The 16322-nt window shown below is 67.6% G+C and carries 17 protein-coding genes and 6 pseudogenes; 12 read left to right on the top strand and 11 right to left on the bottom strand.

Annotated elements, in window-relative coordinates:
• Positions 1-184: 184 nt before the first annotated feature.
• The 5 genes from QMK30_RS35560 (at position 185) to QMK30_RS35540 (ending at position 3386) form a co-directional block, all read left to right on the top strand.
• The gene (locus QMK30_RS35560) at positions 185-361 is read left to right on the top strand and encodes a hypothetical protein (RefSeq protein WP_283522482.1); all 177 of its coding nucleotides are present in this window, start codon (positions 185-187) and stop codon (positions 359-361) included.
• 157 nt (positions 362-518) lie between these two features.
• Positions 519-671 (top strand): hypothetical protein, encoded by a 153-nt coding sequence (locus QMK30_RS35555; protein WP_283522481.1) that lies wholly within the window; start codon positions 519-521, stop codon positions 669-671.
• A gap of 106 nt (positions 672-777) precedes the next feature.
• Complete coding sequence (locus QMK30_RS35550; protein ID WP_283522480.1) at positions 778-1251, top strand: carboxymuconolactone decarboxylase family protein; 474 nt, start codon at positions 778-780, stop codon at positions 1249-1251.
• Positions 1252-1416: 165 nt separating this feature from the next.
• Complete coding sequence (locus QMK30_RS35545) at positions 1417-2430, top strand: RNA polymerase sigma-70 factor (protein WP_283522479.1); 1014 nt, start codon at positions 1417-1419, stop codon at positions 2428-2430.
• 239 nt (positions 2431-2669) lie between these two features.
• Positions 2670-3386, top strand: coding sequence for a DUF2470 domain-containing protein (locus tag QMK30_RS35540; protein ID WP_283522478.1), 717 nt, complete (start codon positions 2670-2672; stop codon positions 3384-3386).
• 27 nt (positions 3387-3413) lie between these two features.
• On the opposite strand, the pseudogene QMK30_RS35535 reads toward QMK30_RS35540, so the two are convergent.
• The 4 genes and pseudogenes from QMK30_RS35535 to QMK30_RS35520 all read right to left on the bottom strand — a co-directional run bounded on the left by QMK30_RS35535 (position 3414) and on the right by QMK30_RS35520 (position 5700).
• Positions 3414-3973: pseudogene (locus tag QMK30_RS35535) on the bottom strand (helix-turn-helix transcriptional regulator).
• Between the two features lie 239 nt (positions 3974-4212).
• A complete protein-coding gene (locus QMK30_RS35530) occupies positions 4213-4626 on the bottom strand; it encodes a VOC family protein (protein ID WP_283522477.1) in 414 nt (137 codons plus the stop codon).
• A 5-nt stretch (positions 4627-4631) separates the two neighbouring features.
• A pseudogene (locus QMK30_RS35525) lies at positions 4632-5324 on the bottom strand (diaminopimelate decarboxylase family protein); the annotation flags it as partial.
• Positions 5325-5340: 16 nt separating this feature from the next.
• The gene (locus tag QMK30_RS35520) at positions 5341-5700 is read right to left on the bottom strand and encodes an SAV_915 family protein (RefSeq protein WP_283522476.1); all 360 of its coding nucleotides are present in this window, start codon (positions 5698-5700) and stop codon (positions 5341-5343) included.
• Positions 5701-6231: 531 nt separating this feature from the next.
• On the opposite strand from QMK30_RS35520, the gene QMK30_RS35515 reads away from it, so the two are divergent.
• Entirely contained in the window at positions 6232-6780 is a 549-nt protein-coding gene (locus QMK30_RS35515) for an EF-hand domain-containing protein (RefSeq protein WP_283522475.1), read from the top strand.
• Positions 6781-7019: 239 nt separating this feature from the next.
• On the opposite strand, the gene QMK30_RS38605 is transcribed toward QMK30_RS35515, so the two are convergent.
• The 4 genes and pseudogenes from QMK30_RS38605 to QMK30_RS35495 form a co-directional block, all read right to left on the bottom strand.
• Positions 7020-7514 carry a hypothetical protein gene (locus tag QMK30_RS38605; protein ID WP_349362151.1) on the bottom strand — a complete coding sequence of 165 codons (495 nt, stop codon included), beginning with the start codon at positions 7512-7514 and terminating at the stop codon, positions 7020-7022.
• Positions 7515-8286: 772 nt separating this feature from the next.
• The gene (locus QMK30_RS35505; protein WP_283522474.1) at positions 8287-8865 is read right to left on the bottom strand and encodes a chorismate mutase; all 579 of its coding nucleotides are present in this window, start codon (positions 8863-8865) and stop codon (positions 8287-8289) included.
• 57 nt (positions 8866-8922) lie between these two features.
• Positions 8923-9327: a RidA family protein gene (locus tag QMK30_RS35500; protein ID WP_283522473.1), complete on the bottom strand. Its 405-nt coding sequence runs from the start codon at positions 9325-9327 to the stop codon at positions 8923-8925.
• A 22-nt stretch (positions 9328-9349) separates the two neighbouring features.
• Positions 9350-10023, bottom strand: a pseudogene (locus QMK30_RS35495) (alpha/beta hydrolase); the annotation flags it as partial.
• A gap of 627 nt (positions 10024-10650) precedes the next feature.
• On the opposite strand from QMK30_RS35495, the gene QMK30_RS35490 reads away from it, so the two are divergent.
• The 6 genes and pseudogenes from QMK30_RS35490 to QMK30_RS35465 all read left to right on the top strand — a co-directional run bounded on the left by QMK30_RS35490 (position 10651) and on the right by QMK30_RS35465 (position 13496).
• Entirely contained in the window at positions 10651-10968 is a 318-nt protein-coding gene (locus QMK30_RS35490) for an NAD(P)H-dependent oxidoreductase (protein WP_283522472.1), read from the top strand.
• A complete protein-coding gene (locus QMK30_RS35485) occupies positions 10937-11182 on the top strand; it encodes an NAD(P)H-dependent oxidoreductase (RefSeq protein ID WP_283522471.1) in 246 nt (81 codons plus the stop codon). Before QMK30_RS35490 ends, QMK30_RS35485 begins: the two co-directional genes overlap by 32 nt.
• Positions 11183-11525: 343 nt before the next feature.
• Positions 11526-12409, top strand: a pseudogene (locus QMK30_RS35480) (GNAT family N-acetyltransferase).
• Between the two features lie 33 nt (positions 12410-12442).
• The gene (locus QMK30_RS35475) at positions 12443-12778 is read left to right on the top strand and encodes a hypothetical protein (protein ID WP_283522470.1); all 336 of its coding nucleotides are present in this window, start codon (positions 12443-12445) and stop codon (positions 12776-12778) included.
• Between the two features lie 49 nt (positions 12779-12827).
• Positions 12828-13031: a helix-turn-helix domain-containing protein gene (locus QMK30_RS35470; protein ID WP_283522483.1), complete on the top strand. Its 204-nt coding sequence runs from the start codon at positions 12828-12830 to the stop codon at positions 13029-13031.
• Positions 13032-13118: 87 nt separating this feature from the next.
• The gene (locus QMK30_RS35465) at positions 13119-13496 is read left to right on the top strand and encodes a transposase (protein WP_283522469.1); all 378 of its coding nucleotides are present in this window, start codon (positions 13119-13121) and stop codon (positions 13494-13496) included.
• Positions 13497-13579: 83 nt separating this feature from the next.
• Here QMK30_RS35465 and QMK30_RS35460 read toward each other — a convergent pair.
• The 3 genes and pseudogenes from QMK30_RS35460 to QMK30_RS35450 form a co-directional block, all read right to left on the bottom strand.
• Positions 13580-13939 (bottom strand): annotated as a pseudogene (locus tag QMK30_RS35460) (ABC transporter permease subunit); the annotation flags it as partial.
• Complete coding sequence (locus QMK30_RS35455; RefSeq protein WP_283522468.1) at positions 13936-14907, bottom strand: carbohydrate ABC transporter permease; 972 nt, start codon at positions 14905-14907, stop codon at positions 13936-13938. The gene QMK30_RS35455 and the pseudogene QMK30_RS35460, both read right to left, overlap by 4 nt.
• Before the next feature lie 41 nt (positions 14908-14948).
• Positions 14949-16217: pseudogene (locus tag QMK30_RS35450) on the bottom strand (extracellular solute-binding protein).
• Positions 16218-16322 lie beyond the last annotated feature (105 nt).

Below are 16322 nucleotides of genomic sequence, written 5' to 3'. Positions count from 1 at the left end.
CGGCCTGGGAGCCGGGTCGGATCCGGCGGGCTTGGTGCTGGTCATGAGGGGGTGATTCTCCTGTCGGTGCCCTCTCAGGCTAACCCGCCGAAGCGAGACGTCTCACCCAAGGCTGACAGAGAGGGGGAGCCCGCGCACTATTGCCCCCGAGGTCGTAAGTCCGTCGGCGAAGAACGCCATGATCATGCGCGTGCTACGGGCCGAACTCGGCCTCGACCTCACGAATACCAAGGCGCTGCTCCACCAAGTGCTGGCCGGGGCATATTCGGGAACCCTGCCTGAGATGGAGCTTCTGGCCCGCAGGCTACGAGCATCGGGAATCGACGCGGTATCCGCTCGGCGGCAGGACATCTGCCCGTAGACCAACTGGTCGGCCGCGGCTTGGTGCCGACGTCGAGGACGGCCAACTAGTCAGCGAGCGGCCCCTGCGGGTCGTTGAGCCACCGTCCACGTGCGAAGAGCGCACGGTGGGGGTTCTCCCGCCGGTTGAGCCGATCCCCGTGAAATACCGGGCTCAGATGGACGAGTTGATGGACCGGACCGTTTCCGCTGACTGGTCGCCGCATGCGGCACTGCTGGTCGCCTCGGGGGACCTGGCCTTGGCCTTGGTCATTGATGCTGACACCTGGCGGGTTGTCGTGATCGTAGGGTGTCGCCAATTCGTCGGCTGACGGGCGCCGGTGGCGGGGAGAGGCGGCCACATCTGTCCATGTCACAGGGGGCCGGGCTACCTCGTCTCAGGGGGTGTAGCTACTGGCAATCACGGAGGAGCACACCATGGACGCGCGATTGAACTACTTCGCCAGCCCGACCGCCGGCAAGGTCCTCAAGCACTTCATGGCGGCGGGCAAGGTGCTCAAGGACTCGCCGCTGCCGGCCGCGACGCAGGAGTTGGTGGCGCTGCGCGTGAGCCAGATCAATAGCTGCGCGGTCTGCATCGACATGCACACTAAGGAGGCCGCCGCTGCCGGCGAGACCTCGGTGCGGCTGAATCTGGTGGCGGCGTGGCGGGAGGCCGCTGTCTTCACCGAGGCGGAGCGTGCCGCACTGGAGCTGGCCGAGCAGGGGACCCGGATCGCGGATGCGGCCGGCGGGGTCACCCACGAGGTGTGGGCGTATGCCGCCAAGCACTACGACGAGGAGCAGCTCACCGCCCTGGTGGTCCTGGTCTCCTTCATGAACACGGCGAACCGGCTGAACGTCATCGCCCAGCAGCCGGCCGGCAGCTATGAGGCCGGGCAGTTTCCCTGAACGGCAACAGCAACAGACGCGGGGCCCGGCTGTGGGGCCCCGCGCGCCGCCGGGCTCGGGGACGTTCCCCTGGCCCAATGGTTGTCCGGACGACCACCAGAAGACGCGTGCGCCGGCGAGTACGGCCGGGTGGCAGGGCGTCACATAAAGGGGAGGGGAGTTGGCGTGAGCAAGGTCGAGGATTTCGAGGAACTGCGGCCGCTGCTGTTTTCGATCGCCTACCGGATTCTGGGCAGTGTGGGTGAAGCCGAGGATGCGGTGCAGGAGACATGGCTGCGTTTTGACGGCTCGGCGACCCGGCCCACGTCGACCAAGGCTTTTCTGGCGGCCGCGGTGACACGGATCTCGATCGATGTGCTGCGTTCTGCGCGGGTGCGGCGGGAGGAGTATGTCGGGCCGTGGTTTCCCGAGCCGCTGCTGAGCGATCCGTATCAGGATCCGGCGCGGTCGGTGGAGTTGGCCGACTCGGTGTCGATGGCGGCACTGCTTCTGCTGGAGCGGCTCAGCCCGCTGGAGCGGGCGGTGTTCTTGCTGCGGGAGGTGTTCGCCTTCGGGTTCGACGAGGTCGCCGCGGCGGTCGGGCGTTCGGAGGCGGCATGCCGGCAGCTGCTGGTGCGGGCGAGGCGGCATATGGAGGCCGGGCGACCGCGGTTCGCAGCCGACCGTCAGGAGTGGCAGGAGCTGGCGACGCGGTTCTTCGACGCGCTGAAGGATGGCGACGTGGGCGGGCTGCAGGATCTGCTGGCCGCTGATGTGCAGTTGGTCGGGGACGGCGGCGGCAAGGCCCCGCAGCTGGCCAAGGCCGTCATGGGCGCGAAGAACGTGGCGCGGCTGCTGGGTACGGGTTTCACCTGGCTGATCCGGATCGACGTGTCGTTCGAGCCGCACGAGATCAATGGCCAGCCCGGCGCGATCGTCCGCGACCGGGACGGCAAGGTGCTCCACATCCTTGTCCTTGAGGTGCTCGACGGGCAGATTCAGACCATCCGCACGGTGATCAATCCCGACAAGCTCGGCCACCTCGGACTGGTCGCCGACGCCTGGGCCATTGACCGCGAGGTGAAGCATGCCCGTCGGCACCTGCGGACACAGCACCCGGACCGCTCGCCGGGCCAACTGCACGCGGACCGCGCCACGGGCCCTGTCGAGGACGTCATCAAGTGCTGCAACTGCGAATGATCCAAACTCAGTTGGGCCGCCATGGGGCGCGCCTCGGCCAACCCGAGTTCGGCCGAGCCCCGGTCCGCCTCCACTTGAATCTCCTCCACCCGCTCTCAGGCCGTTACGCCCAGAGGTTCCGCAGAGTGCGTGCGCCGACTGCACCGGGTCGCGGTGGTTCCCTGATCGTCCCCTGTTGGGTTAAGTTAGGCATGCCTAAGTTACTGGCTGGGTCTCTTCGATCGCCCTGGAGAACTTGGATGCGCCCACACAGGACCCGTGCCCCGCAGTCGACCCCCGCCGAGCGCGTGCAGTCGATCCTGCGGGCAGCACAGTCGATGACAGTGGTGAGCGACGGACTTCACGCCGAGGTCAACCGGCTCAACGGCGCGGGAGCGATGGGGCATATCCATCTGCATGCCCCGTGCGAGGACGCTCCGGCCGCGCCGCACACGCGCCTCCCGGTCCGGCTGGAGCTCACGGACATCGCGCCCACGGTCGTACGCGAACGGCTGCGCGCCCGCGTCACCCTCACGGGGCTACTCGCGGCCCCGTACAGCAACGACTCGGCCCAAAGCACCTGTATGGAGTTCGGGCAGGCAGTCCTCGAAGACGCCGAGGGCCGCCACTTCATCACGCTGGACGAACTCTGGGCGGCCAGTCCGGACCCGATCGCGATGAGCGAGGCGGAGATGCTGACGCATCTCGTGGACAGCCACGGAGAGCTCGTCCCACTCCTGGTACGCCTTGTGCATCCGCGGCCGGAGAGAGACAGGCTGCGCGCTGTCCCGCTGGCGATGGACCGCTACGGAGTGACCCTGCGCCTGGAATACCCCACCACGCATCTCGATGTCCGACTGCCGTTCGCAATTCCCGTCAGTGGCATCGAACAGGCAGGACCCCAAATCCATGGGCTCCTGGCCAGAGCCCGTCGCGCCTCCCACCGCAACCGCCTGCTCACAATTCACGAGATGTGACACGGCCCGCTCACAGATCACCAGGCTCTAGGGTTGACCGACCGGCGCGGCACAGGCCGTACGTGGCGGGAGCGCTGCTGAGGCTCGCGGCCGGCGAAGATTTTCCTCTCCTCCCTGCCCGCAGTATGTATGCGGGTCTGGAGCCGTCCTACGGGCGGTCGCAGGCGGCACCTCTCGCAAACGGAACGGGGGTGCGACCGGGCGATACGGGTTCTGCGCTGGTAGCCCATGCGCATCGAGTGGCGGGGTGCCGACCAGCTCGGTGAAGCGCGTGCTGAAGGTGCCCAGAAAGATGAGCAGCCGACCGCGAAGCAGACCTTGGTGACGGAGAGGTCGCCGCGACGCAACAGCGCTGTCGCGCGCTCGATGCGACGCGTCATCAAGTACGAGTAGGGCGACTCGCCGTAGGCCATTCGGAACTGGCGGCTGAGGTGTCCGGCGGACATGTGCGCGCCGCGGGCGAGCGACTCGACGTTCAGTGGCTGCGCGTACTCACGGTCGATCCGGTCGCGGACGCGGCGCAGTCGCGCGAGGTCGCTCAGGCGCTGCGCCGCGATGCGTGCACATCCCCACGAGGGGTGACACATGAGAGAGCTCCCTTTCATCGAGGTCCATGAGCACCTGGGGTGCATGCCGAGGCAGACGCCGCCCCCAGCCGGGCGGCAGGGGTGCGCGCCCGGCCCTCGGCGTCCGGCATCGCCGGCACCTCTGCGATGGTGCGGCCGCCGAGGGGTGGTCGAGGACGGCGGCCTGGAGGCGCTGCCGTCGTGTTTTTCGCAGGTGGTCGCGGCGCCGACTGTCATCCCCGGATCAATGACCGAACGGCTCAGCGAAGCTCCTGGATGCGGATCAGGTTGCCCGCAGGATCACGGAAGGCACAGTCGCGGATGCCGTACGGCTGGTCGGTCGGCTCCTGGACGACTTCGGCGTCGCCGGCCTGCAACACCTTCTCGAAGGTGGCGTCGAGGTCCCGCGTGGCCAGCAGGATCCAGCCGTAGGTGCCTTTCGCCATCATCTCGGCGATGATGCGGCGCTCGTCCTCGGAGACCCCGGGGTCGATCGCCGGAGGTGCCAGGAGGATGGAGGTGCCGGGCTGGCCGACGGGGCCGACCGTGATCCAGCGCATCTTGCCCTGTCCGACGTCGCTGCGGACCTCAAAGCCGAGAGCGTCGCGGTAGAAGGCCAGGGACGCGTCCGGGTCGTCGTGGGGGAGGAAGCTCGCGTGAATGCTGATGTCCATGACGATGATGCTAGGTGTGGCTCCATGGCCGCGCTTCTCGATTCCTGACCGATCCGGCCGGTCAGTTCAAGCTGCGGCTGCCCGAGAACGCGGGCGATCGCGTGGTGAGCCTGTCCGTCGGTGAGTGACAGGCCGAATTTCTGGTCGTCCGTTCCGGTACGGATCTTCGTGTGTCCACCGGCGGTTACCCCCGGCACGATACGGATCATGACTTTCTGGCTGCCGCTCCGCCCCACCGCGGCTGCCAGCCGGGCGATCTCGGACAGGCTGTCGATGACGATCCGTCCGACACCGAGCCGCAGAGCCGCATCAAGGTCGTGAGGTGATTTGGCGTTGCCGTGGAGCACGATCCGGTCGGCCGGGAACCCGACCGTCACGGCGAGTTCGAGCTCCCCGGCCGAGCACACGTCCAGTCCGAGACCTTCCTCCTCCACCCAACGCGCCATGGCGCGGGAGAGGAATGCCTTGGCGGCGTAGAGGACTTCAGCCTCCGGGGAGGCGTTCCGGTACGTCCGGCAACGCTCGCGCACCTCGCCCTGGTCCAAGACGTATGCAGGGGTGCCGAACCGCTCGGCGACCTCGGCCAGATCCACCCCGCCGACAGCGAGATGGCCATGGGGGAGTGGGGTCGATGAGCCTGGCCATATGGACAGATCGTCCCCGGTGGATGGTTCGGCGGCGAGAGTAATGGTCGTCATGATGCCGGCTTTCCCCTTACGCGGCACGGGTCGAGGTTTCGGGCGCCCCGAGCGGTGCGACAACACTGGCGGGTGCGGTGGCCGCCCGGACCGTCGGAAGACTGAGCATCGGGTCGAGGGTCAGCCGGGTCACGCCGAGCGGTTCGGCCATGCCGCGAAGAGCGGGCTCGGAGAGCGCGATCCAGGCCTGATCGCGCCCCAAGGTCGCGGCGAGCAGGGCCGGGCTGGTGAAGCCGGCGGCGGTGCGAGCGCCCAGCGGGGTACGGAACAGCCGGAGTGCGGCACGGGCGGGCCCCGGCCGGACCGGTACATACAGAGGTCCGGCCGGGACCCGTTGCTCGGGCTCAGGGTCGTCGTCGTACAAGAACAAACACATGGGAACCTCCTGGAGGAACCACGAGTGGCGGGTGATGCCCCTGGTGCGGGGAGGCACATGGGGACGCGACATAGAAGCTATTCCCCGCCCGCGCGTCTACCGGCGTCTCATGACGCGCCTCTGACATCGGTCGGCCGAGTCATGACGGATCGCTGATGACGAGCCTGTCGCGTCATCAGGATCACGTCTTGGTTTGTGGATCAGTTATCAGAAGGACGTCAGCAACAGGACGTCAGCAACAATGGGCCGTCGTCTGCGACGGCGATTCCCTGAGCCAGATTTGGGCGGCATTCCGTTGACCGTCCCGAGGCCGGCTCACGTCTCAGCCGCCCCGGGCCTTCTCACCTCCCACGGACTCGTCCGCCGGCACCACGTCCACATCGACCGGCTCATCGCGTGATCGTTCGGTGAGGGATGAACCTCTGGCACCCTTTGGACGTCTGGTACGTCAAAGCCCTCGTTCGCGGTCCGGACCGCAAGCAGCAGGCATGGGCCATCATCAATGAGATCTAGCGAGAGGACACGGAACGCATGGTGACGTCCGATCCGATCACCCGTCGGCTGCAGCGGCTCTTCGCAGTCCTTGACACCGACGAAGAGGGTTTCGTGACCTGGGGTAATTACCAGCAGATCGTGGACAGGTATACGGCCGGCTACGCGTTGGCGAACAGCGACGTCAGGATCAAGCACCTGGAGAGGGCGTACTGGGCGCAGTGGCTGGGACTCCTGTCGCAGGCGAACCCCGGGCGGGACCGTCTGTCCCAGAACGAGTTCGTCGCAGCGCACCGCGCCGTGGGTTACGGCACGGATGCGGCGCAGCTGCTGGAGGACCTCGCGCAGGCCGTTTTCAATGTCCTGGACGTCGACGCCGACAAGCGGATCAACAGGGACGAGTTCGCCAGGTATCTCGAATTCTGCAAGATCTCCAGCTCTGACGCCACGATCATCTTCCGCCGACTGGACCTGGACGGCGACGCCTTCATCTCCCAGCGGGAGGTTGCCAGGTCCATCCGCGCCTTCCACCTGTACAACGACGACCTCAACACGCCGGGCGGTATCTTCCTCGGGCTCTACTGCTGACCCGAATCTCATAGCCTCTGGAACAGCGCCATGGAAGAGCTGCGGCGGCTCACTGACACAGGCAACACGCGATGGAACCGACCGGCCCGCCATCGGCACTGATCAGCGGGACAGATCCGAGGGCGATCACTCTCCGGAGTGCGAGATCGGCGAGGCCCGAATGCTGGCCCGGGCGGTGCGAGGTGATGGGGGAGGAGCGGGCAGCACAGGTACGGATACGGCGACGCGGGAATGGCGCTTCACCAGGCATGGCCGCACGCCAAGACCTCCTCGGTCGCCGACCCGTACGCCACTCCGGTGGCCGCGGCTCGCTCTGAGGCCGGACAGCCGATGAGCCGAGCCTGGCAGCCGCAGCCGATCACTGCCGACGGCGGCATGAACTTGAGCAGTTCCGACCCCTGAGACCGTGCCTGCAGGCCGGAGACGCACATGCTGCCGAGGTCAGGAACCGGCCGGACACCACCCTGCGACCGACAGCACCGCACCGGGTGGTGCCAGTGGGCGTCGACCCCGAGCGCCCGCAGCCGGTCGAGGAACTCGACCACCTCCGCGGGCAGCGCCAGGTTGCCCCCGGAGGCGAGGCGGGCTATCCGTTCGCGGTGCCGCTGCCGCTCCCTGATCTCCGCTCGTAGGCGCTTGTCGATGTCGGCCACCGCCGAGGCGAACTCCTCCTCGCCGGACTGGAGCAGGAGCAGCTCCCGCACCCGTGCCGACGGGATCCCACTGTCATTCACGCGCGCCGAGTGCCTGTACTCGCGCCCCGAGACTGACTACCACCGAGCCTGACGACCCCATATGATGCGAGGGGTTGGCTCGCCATAATGTGCTGGTTCGTTTCTGCGGTACGACTTGTGCCCACCAGCGGGTGAAACGCGGCCGGTTACCCGGCGCGGTCGACGGGGAGCGCTCGATCAACGAGCTCATGAAGCACATTGCCTCGCGCCTCCTCGCGCAGTAGCCGCCGCCGTCCGAGGCGGTGCATTGCCGGTACACCGTCGAGAGGCCGGGTATGACGCCGCACTGGCAACTCATGGTTGATGCGCCCACGTTCGATGCACTGCGACGACTGACCGCCGGATCGACCAGCATGGCGAGGTACCTGCCCGCGACGGGCACGAGGATCGGACCCGTGACGGCGGTTGACCGGTGAGTTCGCCCGCCACCGCCTGGTCGCCACTGTTGGCGGCGTCGCTGCTGGCCTTGACCGTTCCGCACCCCGCCTACGGCCACGCCCCGCTCATGGCAGCGGCGCCGGCGAAGTGCCTGAAGTCTGAGAAGGACTCCCGCGGCCGCTCCAGCGTCGACCAGACAGAGATCGGGTGTATGGCCTTGCGCTCGAAGTGTCGGTGGAGCCGCCGCAACCCGCGAGCCTCGGAGCCGCCGCATCAATCGATGGACTGGATCAGGCGACCGGACTCTCGGCCCGGATCGCGTTGCGTATCATCTCGAAGGCAGCTTCCGCTTCCGGGTCTCGACCTCATTGCCCTCAGCGACGATGTGCTGCCTTCAGCGTGCCCGGCACACTGAAGGCAGCGCCCTGAGCAACCCGGTCTCGTGCAGGGGGCTCAACTGCAGCTGCCTGGCCACGGTCTGTTCGGCCGTGGCGAGCCGGACCGCGCAGCGGGCTGTGTTGCGCACCGCATCTGTGGCGGACAGCTCCTTGAGCAGCCGGTGGTTGACGCTGTCGATCAACGGCCGGATCTCGGCGAGCGTCGGCCGGTACGCGGGGGGCCGGGCGGTACCGCGGTCCCAAGCGCGAAAGAGCTGCCGCTGGACCAGCTTGTTCGCTTCGATCTGGTCCTTGAAGACTGTCGTCGCCTCTGCCGGATCCAGCTCCAGGCCGCGTGCCTCCTGGGCCATGGCGTCCAGCACCTGCTGTTCCCGAGAGGGATCGTCGATCGGCGAGTCGGTCCCGTACTTGGCCGCAGCGACCTGGTCCGCGAGCAGCACGCGCGCGGCGGCGAGTTCGACCAGCCGTTGTAGTACCGGCTGTGCCGGCGCCGCCAAAGGGGTGCGCGGCTGGGCCTGCGCCTGGTATGTAGCAGGGCCAGTGGAGCCACTCGAGTTCGGGACGCGGCAGAGCACGGCAGCCGAGCTGGGTGTCGTGGAGTACGGGCTGCCGCTGCACGTGAGGGCGATCCGCTAAGGCTGTACAGCCACCGCGTCGACCTCGAACAGCATCCTGGGCAGCGCGAGGGACGTGACGCCGCTCAGTGTCTGGGCCGGCAGCCGGTCGCCGAAGCGGGCGTGCAGCGCCTTGCCGAGGGTCTCCAGCCTGTCGAGGTCGTGGTCGACGATGAAGGTGCCGAGGCGGACCACCTGCTCGTATCCGAGGCCGACCGCCTCCAGTGCCGACCCCAGTCGGTCGAAGGCCAGGTCCACTTGGGCAGCGAAATCACCGGGCACGGGAGCGCCGGTGGGGTCGGAGCCGTACTGGCCGTCGATGAAGACGAGTTCGCTGGGTGCCGAGACGGCGTGACTGTAGCCGAACGGTGTCGGGTCGTGGAGGGCGGCCGGGTTGGTGATGGTGCGTTGACCGATCGTCATGTCTCCTCCAACATAGGCGCGGGCCAAGGCACGAGAACCTCTTCTCGCCGAGGATCGCCCGGAGCAGGTCCAGGTCACGCGCCGTGTTGCGTGTGGTGACGTGCTTGAGGGTGTCGCCCGACTTCACACGGCACTTGCGCGCGACGTCACGCGCCCAGGCGACGTCCTTGTCGAACGTGGCTGCCTTGTACGGCCGCAGCCAGGTTTCCTCCTCCGGCTTCAGAGCACAGGTGACTGGCGTGCTCCGGCCCACCGCGCGAGGGTCGAAGCCGATGAGGTCGTGCTTCTGCCGTGCGGACTCGGGCAGCAACCCCTTCATTTCCAGCGGCAAGTCGAGCCCCTCTCGCCGGGGCTGCGGGGATTGGAGAGCAGGACACCGCGCCGCTTGTCCGGAGATGTGCTCTTGATCCGGGATATGGCCATGTCGAGCCGCTTGCCGCCGGGAACCCGGTAGTCCAGCTGTACTTTGATCGTCGCGCACTGGTACTCAGCCGGCTGGTCGGCCTTGCACCGCTGCCACTTCGGCTTCTGCTTGGCGTACCGGTCCAGGGCGCTCGCGGCGGTGGACGAGGATGAGACGGCGGACGCCTGAGTGGTGTCGGCCTGGGCGGCGCCGGCCGGCGAGGTGGCGAGCGCGGGAGCCAGCGCTGCCGTGACACTGACAGCCAACAGGGGCGCGAGACGTCGTCTACGCATGAAGTCGTTCCTTCCGGTCGCGTGAATCCGACACGAATGATCATGCGGTGGCGTGCGTCGGGGAACATCAGCCGTGCGGTCCCAACTCCACGACGCCTTGAGGGTGATGTGACGGTCATGCATGATCCCCTGGTCGTAGGGGTCGGTTCGGTGGCGCGCCCGGCACGCCGCCCCTCGTCAGCCGCGGGACACGGCCGGCAGCACGAGCTCCGCGTATCCGGTGGCACGCAACACCGGGAGTTACTTCGCGGCGGCGCATTCGACCGGGTGCTTGTTGTGTCTCGTTTCCGCAGCATGACCACTGTTCGCGCAGTTGCGGCGCCAGGTCCCGGCCATGCTCTGGGCTGGGCCGTTCGCGGACGCCGACCGGTGGGCGGCCTGGTCCCGGGATCCGGCGTGGGCGCCGCCATCTCTGCCCTGGGGGCTTCCGGGGAATTGAGGGCCCGCGCATGGGCCCCGACCAGCTGTTGCGGGAGACAGCGCTGTTGGCGGGGCGGCCGTCGGTCCGACCGCTGTGAATCAGATATCGGGATATGGTGATGTGTCGGGGTGTCTGGCGAGAGAGGTGGCTCATGGCTGAAACGGCGGGATTGGGTGCGGGTGATCTGATCGAGGTGTTCAAGGCCCTTGGCAACCCTGGCCCGCGAGGAGTTCGCACCGGTGGAAGGCCACTTCAAGCCGCAGGCCGAGCAGATGCGCGCGGTCAAAAGTGGGACGCTCGACGCGGCCGTCAAGGCCCATCTTGACCGGCTGCTCGCCGCTGATCTGCTCGTGCTGTCGTTCCCGATGTGGTGGTTCTCGCTGCCCGCCGTCCTCAAGGGATGGGTGGATCGGGTCTTCGTGATGGGCGGGCGGGGTCTTCGGCGGGGACTTCGGGATCTTCGGCGACGCGGCGCTCGCCGGGAAGCGAGCGATGCTGCTGTTCACCACTGGCGGGCCCAGTGAGTCGTTCCAGCGTGGTGGCGCCTTCGGCTCGATGGACGACTTCCTGTTCCATATCCACCGCGGGATGCTGGAGTTTGTCGGCTTCCAGGTCCTCGACCCCGTGATCACTTACGGGCCCGCCCGCATGACCGACCAGGATCGAACAGCGGCGCTGGACACCGTCAGAGAGGCTGTCGCGCTCACTGCGGCAGATTCGCGACCCGTCATTTGGTGACCCTGACGGCGACGGAAGCCAGGAAACTCGAACACGTCGCATCGCAATGCGCCTCCGGCCCCGGAGGGCAGGCGCCGTCCGGTCTAGCGCTGCCGCACACACTCGATCGCCCACGTCGCGGCGGAGATGGGCGCCCCACACCGGAGGAGTGGGCCGCCCTCCTGGCGCACTGCGACAGGCGGCGCATGGAGCTCGGCTCCTGCGGCCGGCCCTCAGCCGAAAACTGGGCGGCCCAAGCCGCAACTCACCACGCCGCCCACGCTGCTGAACCGACCCGGCGCAAGAAGTCCCGTTGGTGACGGAACAGCACACTTACAGCATGAGGAATGAAGGATCATGAAGCATGCGACTGGATGACTGGCACCTCACCGAAGACGTTGACGACTTCCTCGCCCGAGCCGGAGACTTCCTGCGCTCACGGCCCGCCCTGCACAACACGCCGCTGACGGTGATCGAGAAACTGCGAACGAACAGGGCGGCCGTGCGCGGCGCCGAAGCCCCTGTATTCGGCCGACTGGAGCGAGAGGGCGAGGTCCTCGCCAGCTTTTACCGTTTCCCGTCCCGCGGCCTGACTCTCACCCCCCCCTCACTCCCGAGCAGGCCGATACTCTCGCCGCGCACCTGGCCGCTCTCGGGCACTCCCTTCCCTACGTCAGCGCGGACCACGGCACCGCCACTGCTTTCGCCGAGGCGTGGCACCGGCACACAGGCGCAGCGCCGACACTCAGCAAGCGGATCCGTCTGTACCGTCTCGGCGCGCTCACCCCGCCAGAGCCGCCCCCAGAGGGCCGGGGACGAGTCGTGGGCGAGCATGACCATGAGCAACTCGTGCGCTGGTGCGGTGAGTTCGTCGACATCGTCGGAGAAGTCCCCGCCGTGGACGCCAGCTCCTGGGCCGGCTCGCGCTTCGCCGACCGATACTTCACGTTCTGGGAGACCACGGACGGCACTCCCGTCTCCATGGCGGCCGCGACCTCGATGGTCGCCGACATGGTCCGGGTGGACCCCGTCTACACCCCGGCCCACCTACGCGGACGCGGCTACGCGGGCGCCGTGACGGTCGAGGTGAGCAGGGCCGCGCTGGCCGCAGGCGCGACGGATGTCGTGCTCTACGCGGACCCTGTCAACCTCACCAGCAACGCGCTCTACCAATGCATCGGATACGTCCCGGTCACCGAATGGGCCGTGTGCGACTTCTCATGTTCCGTGCCGGAACTCAGCTATTGATCCGAAACGGGGGTTCTGGGTCGTTGTCCGGGTGTGGATGATCTGGTGGGGGAGGCGCGGCATCTGTCGCCGTCGGCGCAGGAGGCTCTGCGGTTGCGTGCGGTGGCCGCGCTGGTGGGCTGCCGGGACCGTGAGGAGGTCGCCGCGCTGTTCGGTGTGTCGCTGAAGGCGGTCGAGAAGCGGTGGCGAAGTGGCTGGCGGGTGGCCGGGGTGCGCTGCTGGCCCGGCCGCGTGGACGTAGCGTCGGGGAGCGTCAGGTGCTGTCTGAGGCCGGGCGGCAGGCCGGGCGGCAGGCTGTCCTCGATCACCTGCCGTGCGACCTGGGGCTCGTGGGGCAGGTGTGGACGCGGGGCCAGGTCGGCGCGCTGATCGCGAAGCTGTACCGGGTGAGGATGACCGGGCCGGGGTGGGCAAGTACATGCGCCGCTGGGGTCTGTCGTTTAAGCGCTCGGACAGGCGTGCGGCCGGGCAGGAGGCGGAAGCGGTACGCCGGTGGCACGAGGAGACGTGGCCGGCGATCCGGGCGAAGGCGGACAGCGGTGAGGTGCTGTTCGCCGCCGGGTTGGCGTCCGCTCGGACCAGGTCACCGGCCGGACCTGGGGCGAGAAGGGCCGGACCCTGATCGTGCGCCGCACCGGCAACCGCTTCTCGGTGAACGCGATGTCCGTGATTGTCCGCGATCAGCACGAAGGGCCGCATGCACTTCCTAGTGTTCACCGAGAGCTTTGACGCAGGCGTGATGTGCCGTTTCCTCACTCGCCTGGCCGGCCGCTTCGCTCACGAGATCCGCCTCGTGGTGCACCGGCACTCAGCACACCGCTCAGAGACGGTCAGGGCCTGGCTCGACGAGCACGCCGACCGCGTTGAACCGCACTTCCTGCCCTCGTGCTCGCCCGAGCTGAGCCCTGACGAACTCGTCAACGCCGACCTCGAACGCAGCCTGCCCCGCCACCACCGGGCCAGAGACCAGGCCCAACTCACGGTCGAGACCCGCAGGTTCTTGCCGTCGGCAATGCCGGCCCCCACATCGTCCGCGGCTACTTCCACGGCCCGCACGTCCGCTAAACGCTCGAATGGAATCCTTTGAGTTTCTGATCAATACCGAGGAGCAGGCTGACGCCCGCGATGGCCTTGGCGATCACCGGGATCTCCTTGGCGACCTTGCCGGCCACCGGTCTTCGTGCAGCCGTCGACTTGCGCCGCTTCCTCCAGCTCGGGCGGAGTGGTCGCGATGAAGCCCCGGAGCACCACGATGGTGAACGGCAGCGTGATCATGAAGTAGACCAGCGTCAGTGTCGGCAGGATACTGTCGCGCCAGAACTGCTCGAAGCCGTCGGCCTGCACGGCCCGGCGGAAGTGATCGAGTGTCCAGGTGTACGGGATGAGTTGCGGGTCGGCGGACTGGATGTCCTGTGACGGTTTGAAGGCCGTGGTGATCATCCAGTACACGGGGAACAGGCACACCACGACGGTCACCACGGCGCCGGCATTGAGCGGGATCCGGCGGAGTCGAGGGCGTAGCAGGGTCATCGCGGTTCGTCCTCCTGACGGAACATTTGGCGGAAGTAGAGGACGAGCACTCCGGACATCAGGACCACGGTGACCATGGAAGCGGCGGAGCCCAGGTCGTAGCGCTGGCTGGAGAGCGCCGTCTGGACCGCGTACACGGGCAGGATCGTGGTGGCGTCACCCGGCCCGCCGCGGGTCATCACCCAGATCTGGACGAACGCCTTGAACGTCCAGATCACTTCGAGGGAGAAGACCAGCATGAAGATCGGCCTGAGCATCGGGAAGGTGACCGAGCGGAAGACGCGGGAGCCGGACGCGCCGTCCAGCCGAGCCGACTCGTACAGCTCGGTGGGGACCGTGGTGAGTGCCGAGTACAGGGTGATCGCCGCGAACGGTACGGACTGCCAGACGACCAGTACGATCAGGATCGCGAAGGCGGCGGTGCCGTTCGCGAACCACGGGTAGCGGTCGAACGAGTCGAAGCCGAGCGATGTCAGCGACCAGTTCACGATGCCGAACTCGGAGTGGAACAGCCACTGGAAGACCGTCGTGGCCGCGACCACGGGCATCGCCCAGGCGAGCACGAGCGCACAGAGAACCCCCGTGCGCCCGGCGCGGCCCAGCCGCTCGGTCATCAGCGCGACCAGGGTGGAGATCGCCATGATCAGCACGACGTTGATGGCCATGAAGACGAAGGTGCGTCCCGCCACCTCCCAGAACCGCGGGTCGGACAGCAGTGTCCGGTAGTTCCGCAGCCCTACGAACTCCGCGTCGCCGCTGATGAGCTGGCGCAGCCGGAAGTCCTGCAGGGAGATCAGTACAGCCCGCCCCAGTGGGTAAACGAGGAGGTAGAGCATGCCGCCGATCGCGGGTGTGATCAGAGCGTACGGCCATAGGTTGTGTCTCGGTCCGGGCCGACGTCGCGACGACGGCCCGGCGGGGCGTCGTGCCGGTCGGTGCTGGGGGGGCCGCTCACGAGTGACCGGCACGGCACGCCTCCTCTCGGTGAGGGAACGGGGCTGGGACTCGGTCAGGAACCGGCGTTCATGGCCCGGGTGATGTCCTGTGAGGCTTTGGCCGCTTCCTTCGCGGCGTCGCCGCCGGTGAGCACCGCGGTCATGTAGTCCTTGATCGGGTTCTCCGCCTCCACCGCCGCCCAGCCGGGGGAGTTGGGCGTGGCGTGTCCGTTCGCCGCACCTACCGCCATCGCGGAGGCGCGCCCGGGTCGTCGGCCACGGCCGAGGCCAGGGTGGTCCGGTTGGGTACGTAGCTCATGGCCACGGCGAGCTTCTTCTGCCAGGCGTCACCGGTCAGTTCCTTGATGAACGTCACTGCCTCGTCGGGGTGGCCCGCCGCGGTCGGTATCACCAGATCGGATCCGCCGGTGAACACCGCGCCCGGCGTGCCGGCGGTCTTGCCCGGGACGGGGAAGAAGCCGAGCTTGCCCTTGAGCCCGGGATTCTTCTCCATGACTACGTTGGCCCCGCCCGGCGTGGAGATGACCTGGGCCACCTGTCCCTTCGCCATCACACCGGCCTGGGGCGGATCGGCCTCGTCCGGAGTCCTTGGGTCCCTTGCCGAGCGCCTGGAGCTGCGCGTAGAACTCCATGCCGCGCAGGACCTCGGGAGTGTCCAGCGCACCCTTCCACTTGCCGTCGGACTCGGTGGCGAAGTCGCCGCCCTCATCCCAGATGAAGCCGCCCAGCGCGTACCACATCTGCCCGGGAAGATAGATGCCCTGCGTGTTGTCCTTGTTGAGCTTGTTGGTGGCGCCGATCCACTGCTCGCGCGTCTTGATCGCGGCTGCGTCGACCCCGGCCTTCTCGAAGAGGTCGGTGCGGTAGACGACGACCCTGTTCGCCGCGTAGTACGGAATGCCGAACTACTTCCCCTCGTACGCGCCCGGCTCGGCCAGGCCCTTCAGCCAGTCCTTGCCGTTCAGCTCGTCCGTCTTGTCGCTGAGGTCAAGCAGCCCGCCGCTCTCCGCGTACTGCGCGATGTGCGTGTTGCCCGTCTCGATCACATCCAGTGCGTCATTGCTGGCCAGAGCGGCGGTGATCTTTTGGCCGATCCCGTCCCACTCCTGGATCTGGATCTTGACCTTGATCTTCGGGTGCCGGGCCTCGAAGCCCTCGACGAACTCCTTCTGGAACGCGGCCGAGACGCTGTCGCGCATCAGCCAGACGTCGACCGTCGTCACGCCACCGGTCTCACCGGCGCCGTCCGACGAGGAACTGCAGGCACTGAGTGCGGCGGCCATCACAAGCGCGGACCCACCGGCAAGCAAACGGTACTTCACGGTTCACCTCAGAAAGAGCAGGACCTGGACACCTGACCAGTGAAGTCCACTGGTCAGCTCATCTCCTGGTGGTGGATGAAGGTGGCATAGACCAATAGGGTCATC

The sequence above is a fragment of the Streptomyces sp. H27-C3 genome (assembly GCF_030063415.1).
In the GTDB taxonomy this organism is placed as follows: Bacteria; Actinomycetota; Actinomycetes; order Streptomycetales; family Streptomycetaceae; genus Streptomyces.
The sequence above is the reverse complement of the archived record's forward strand: the minus strand, read 5'-3'. Positions and strand labels throughout refer to the sequence as shown.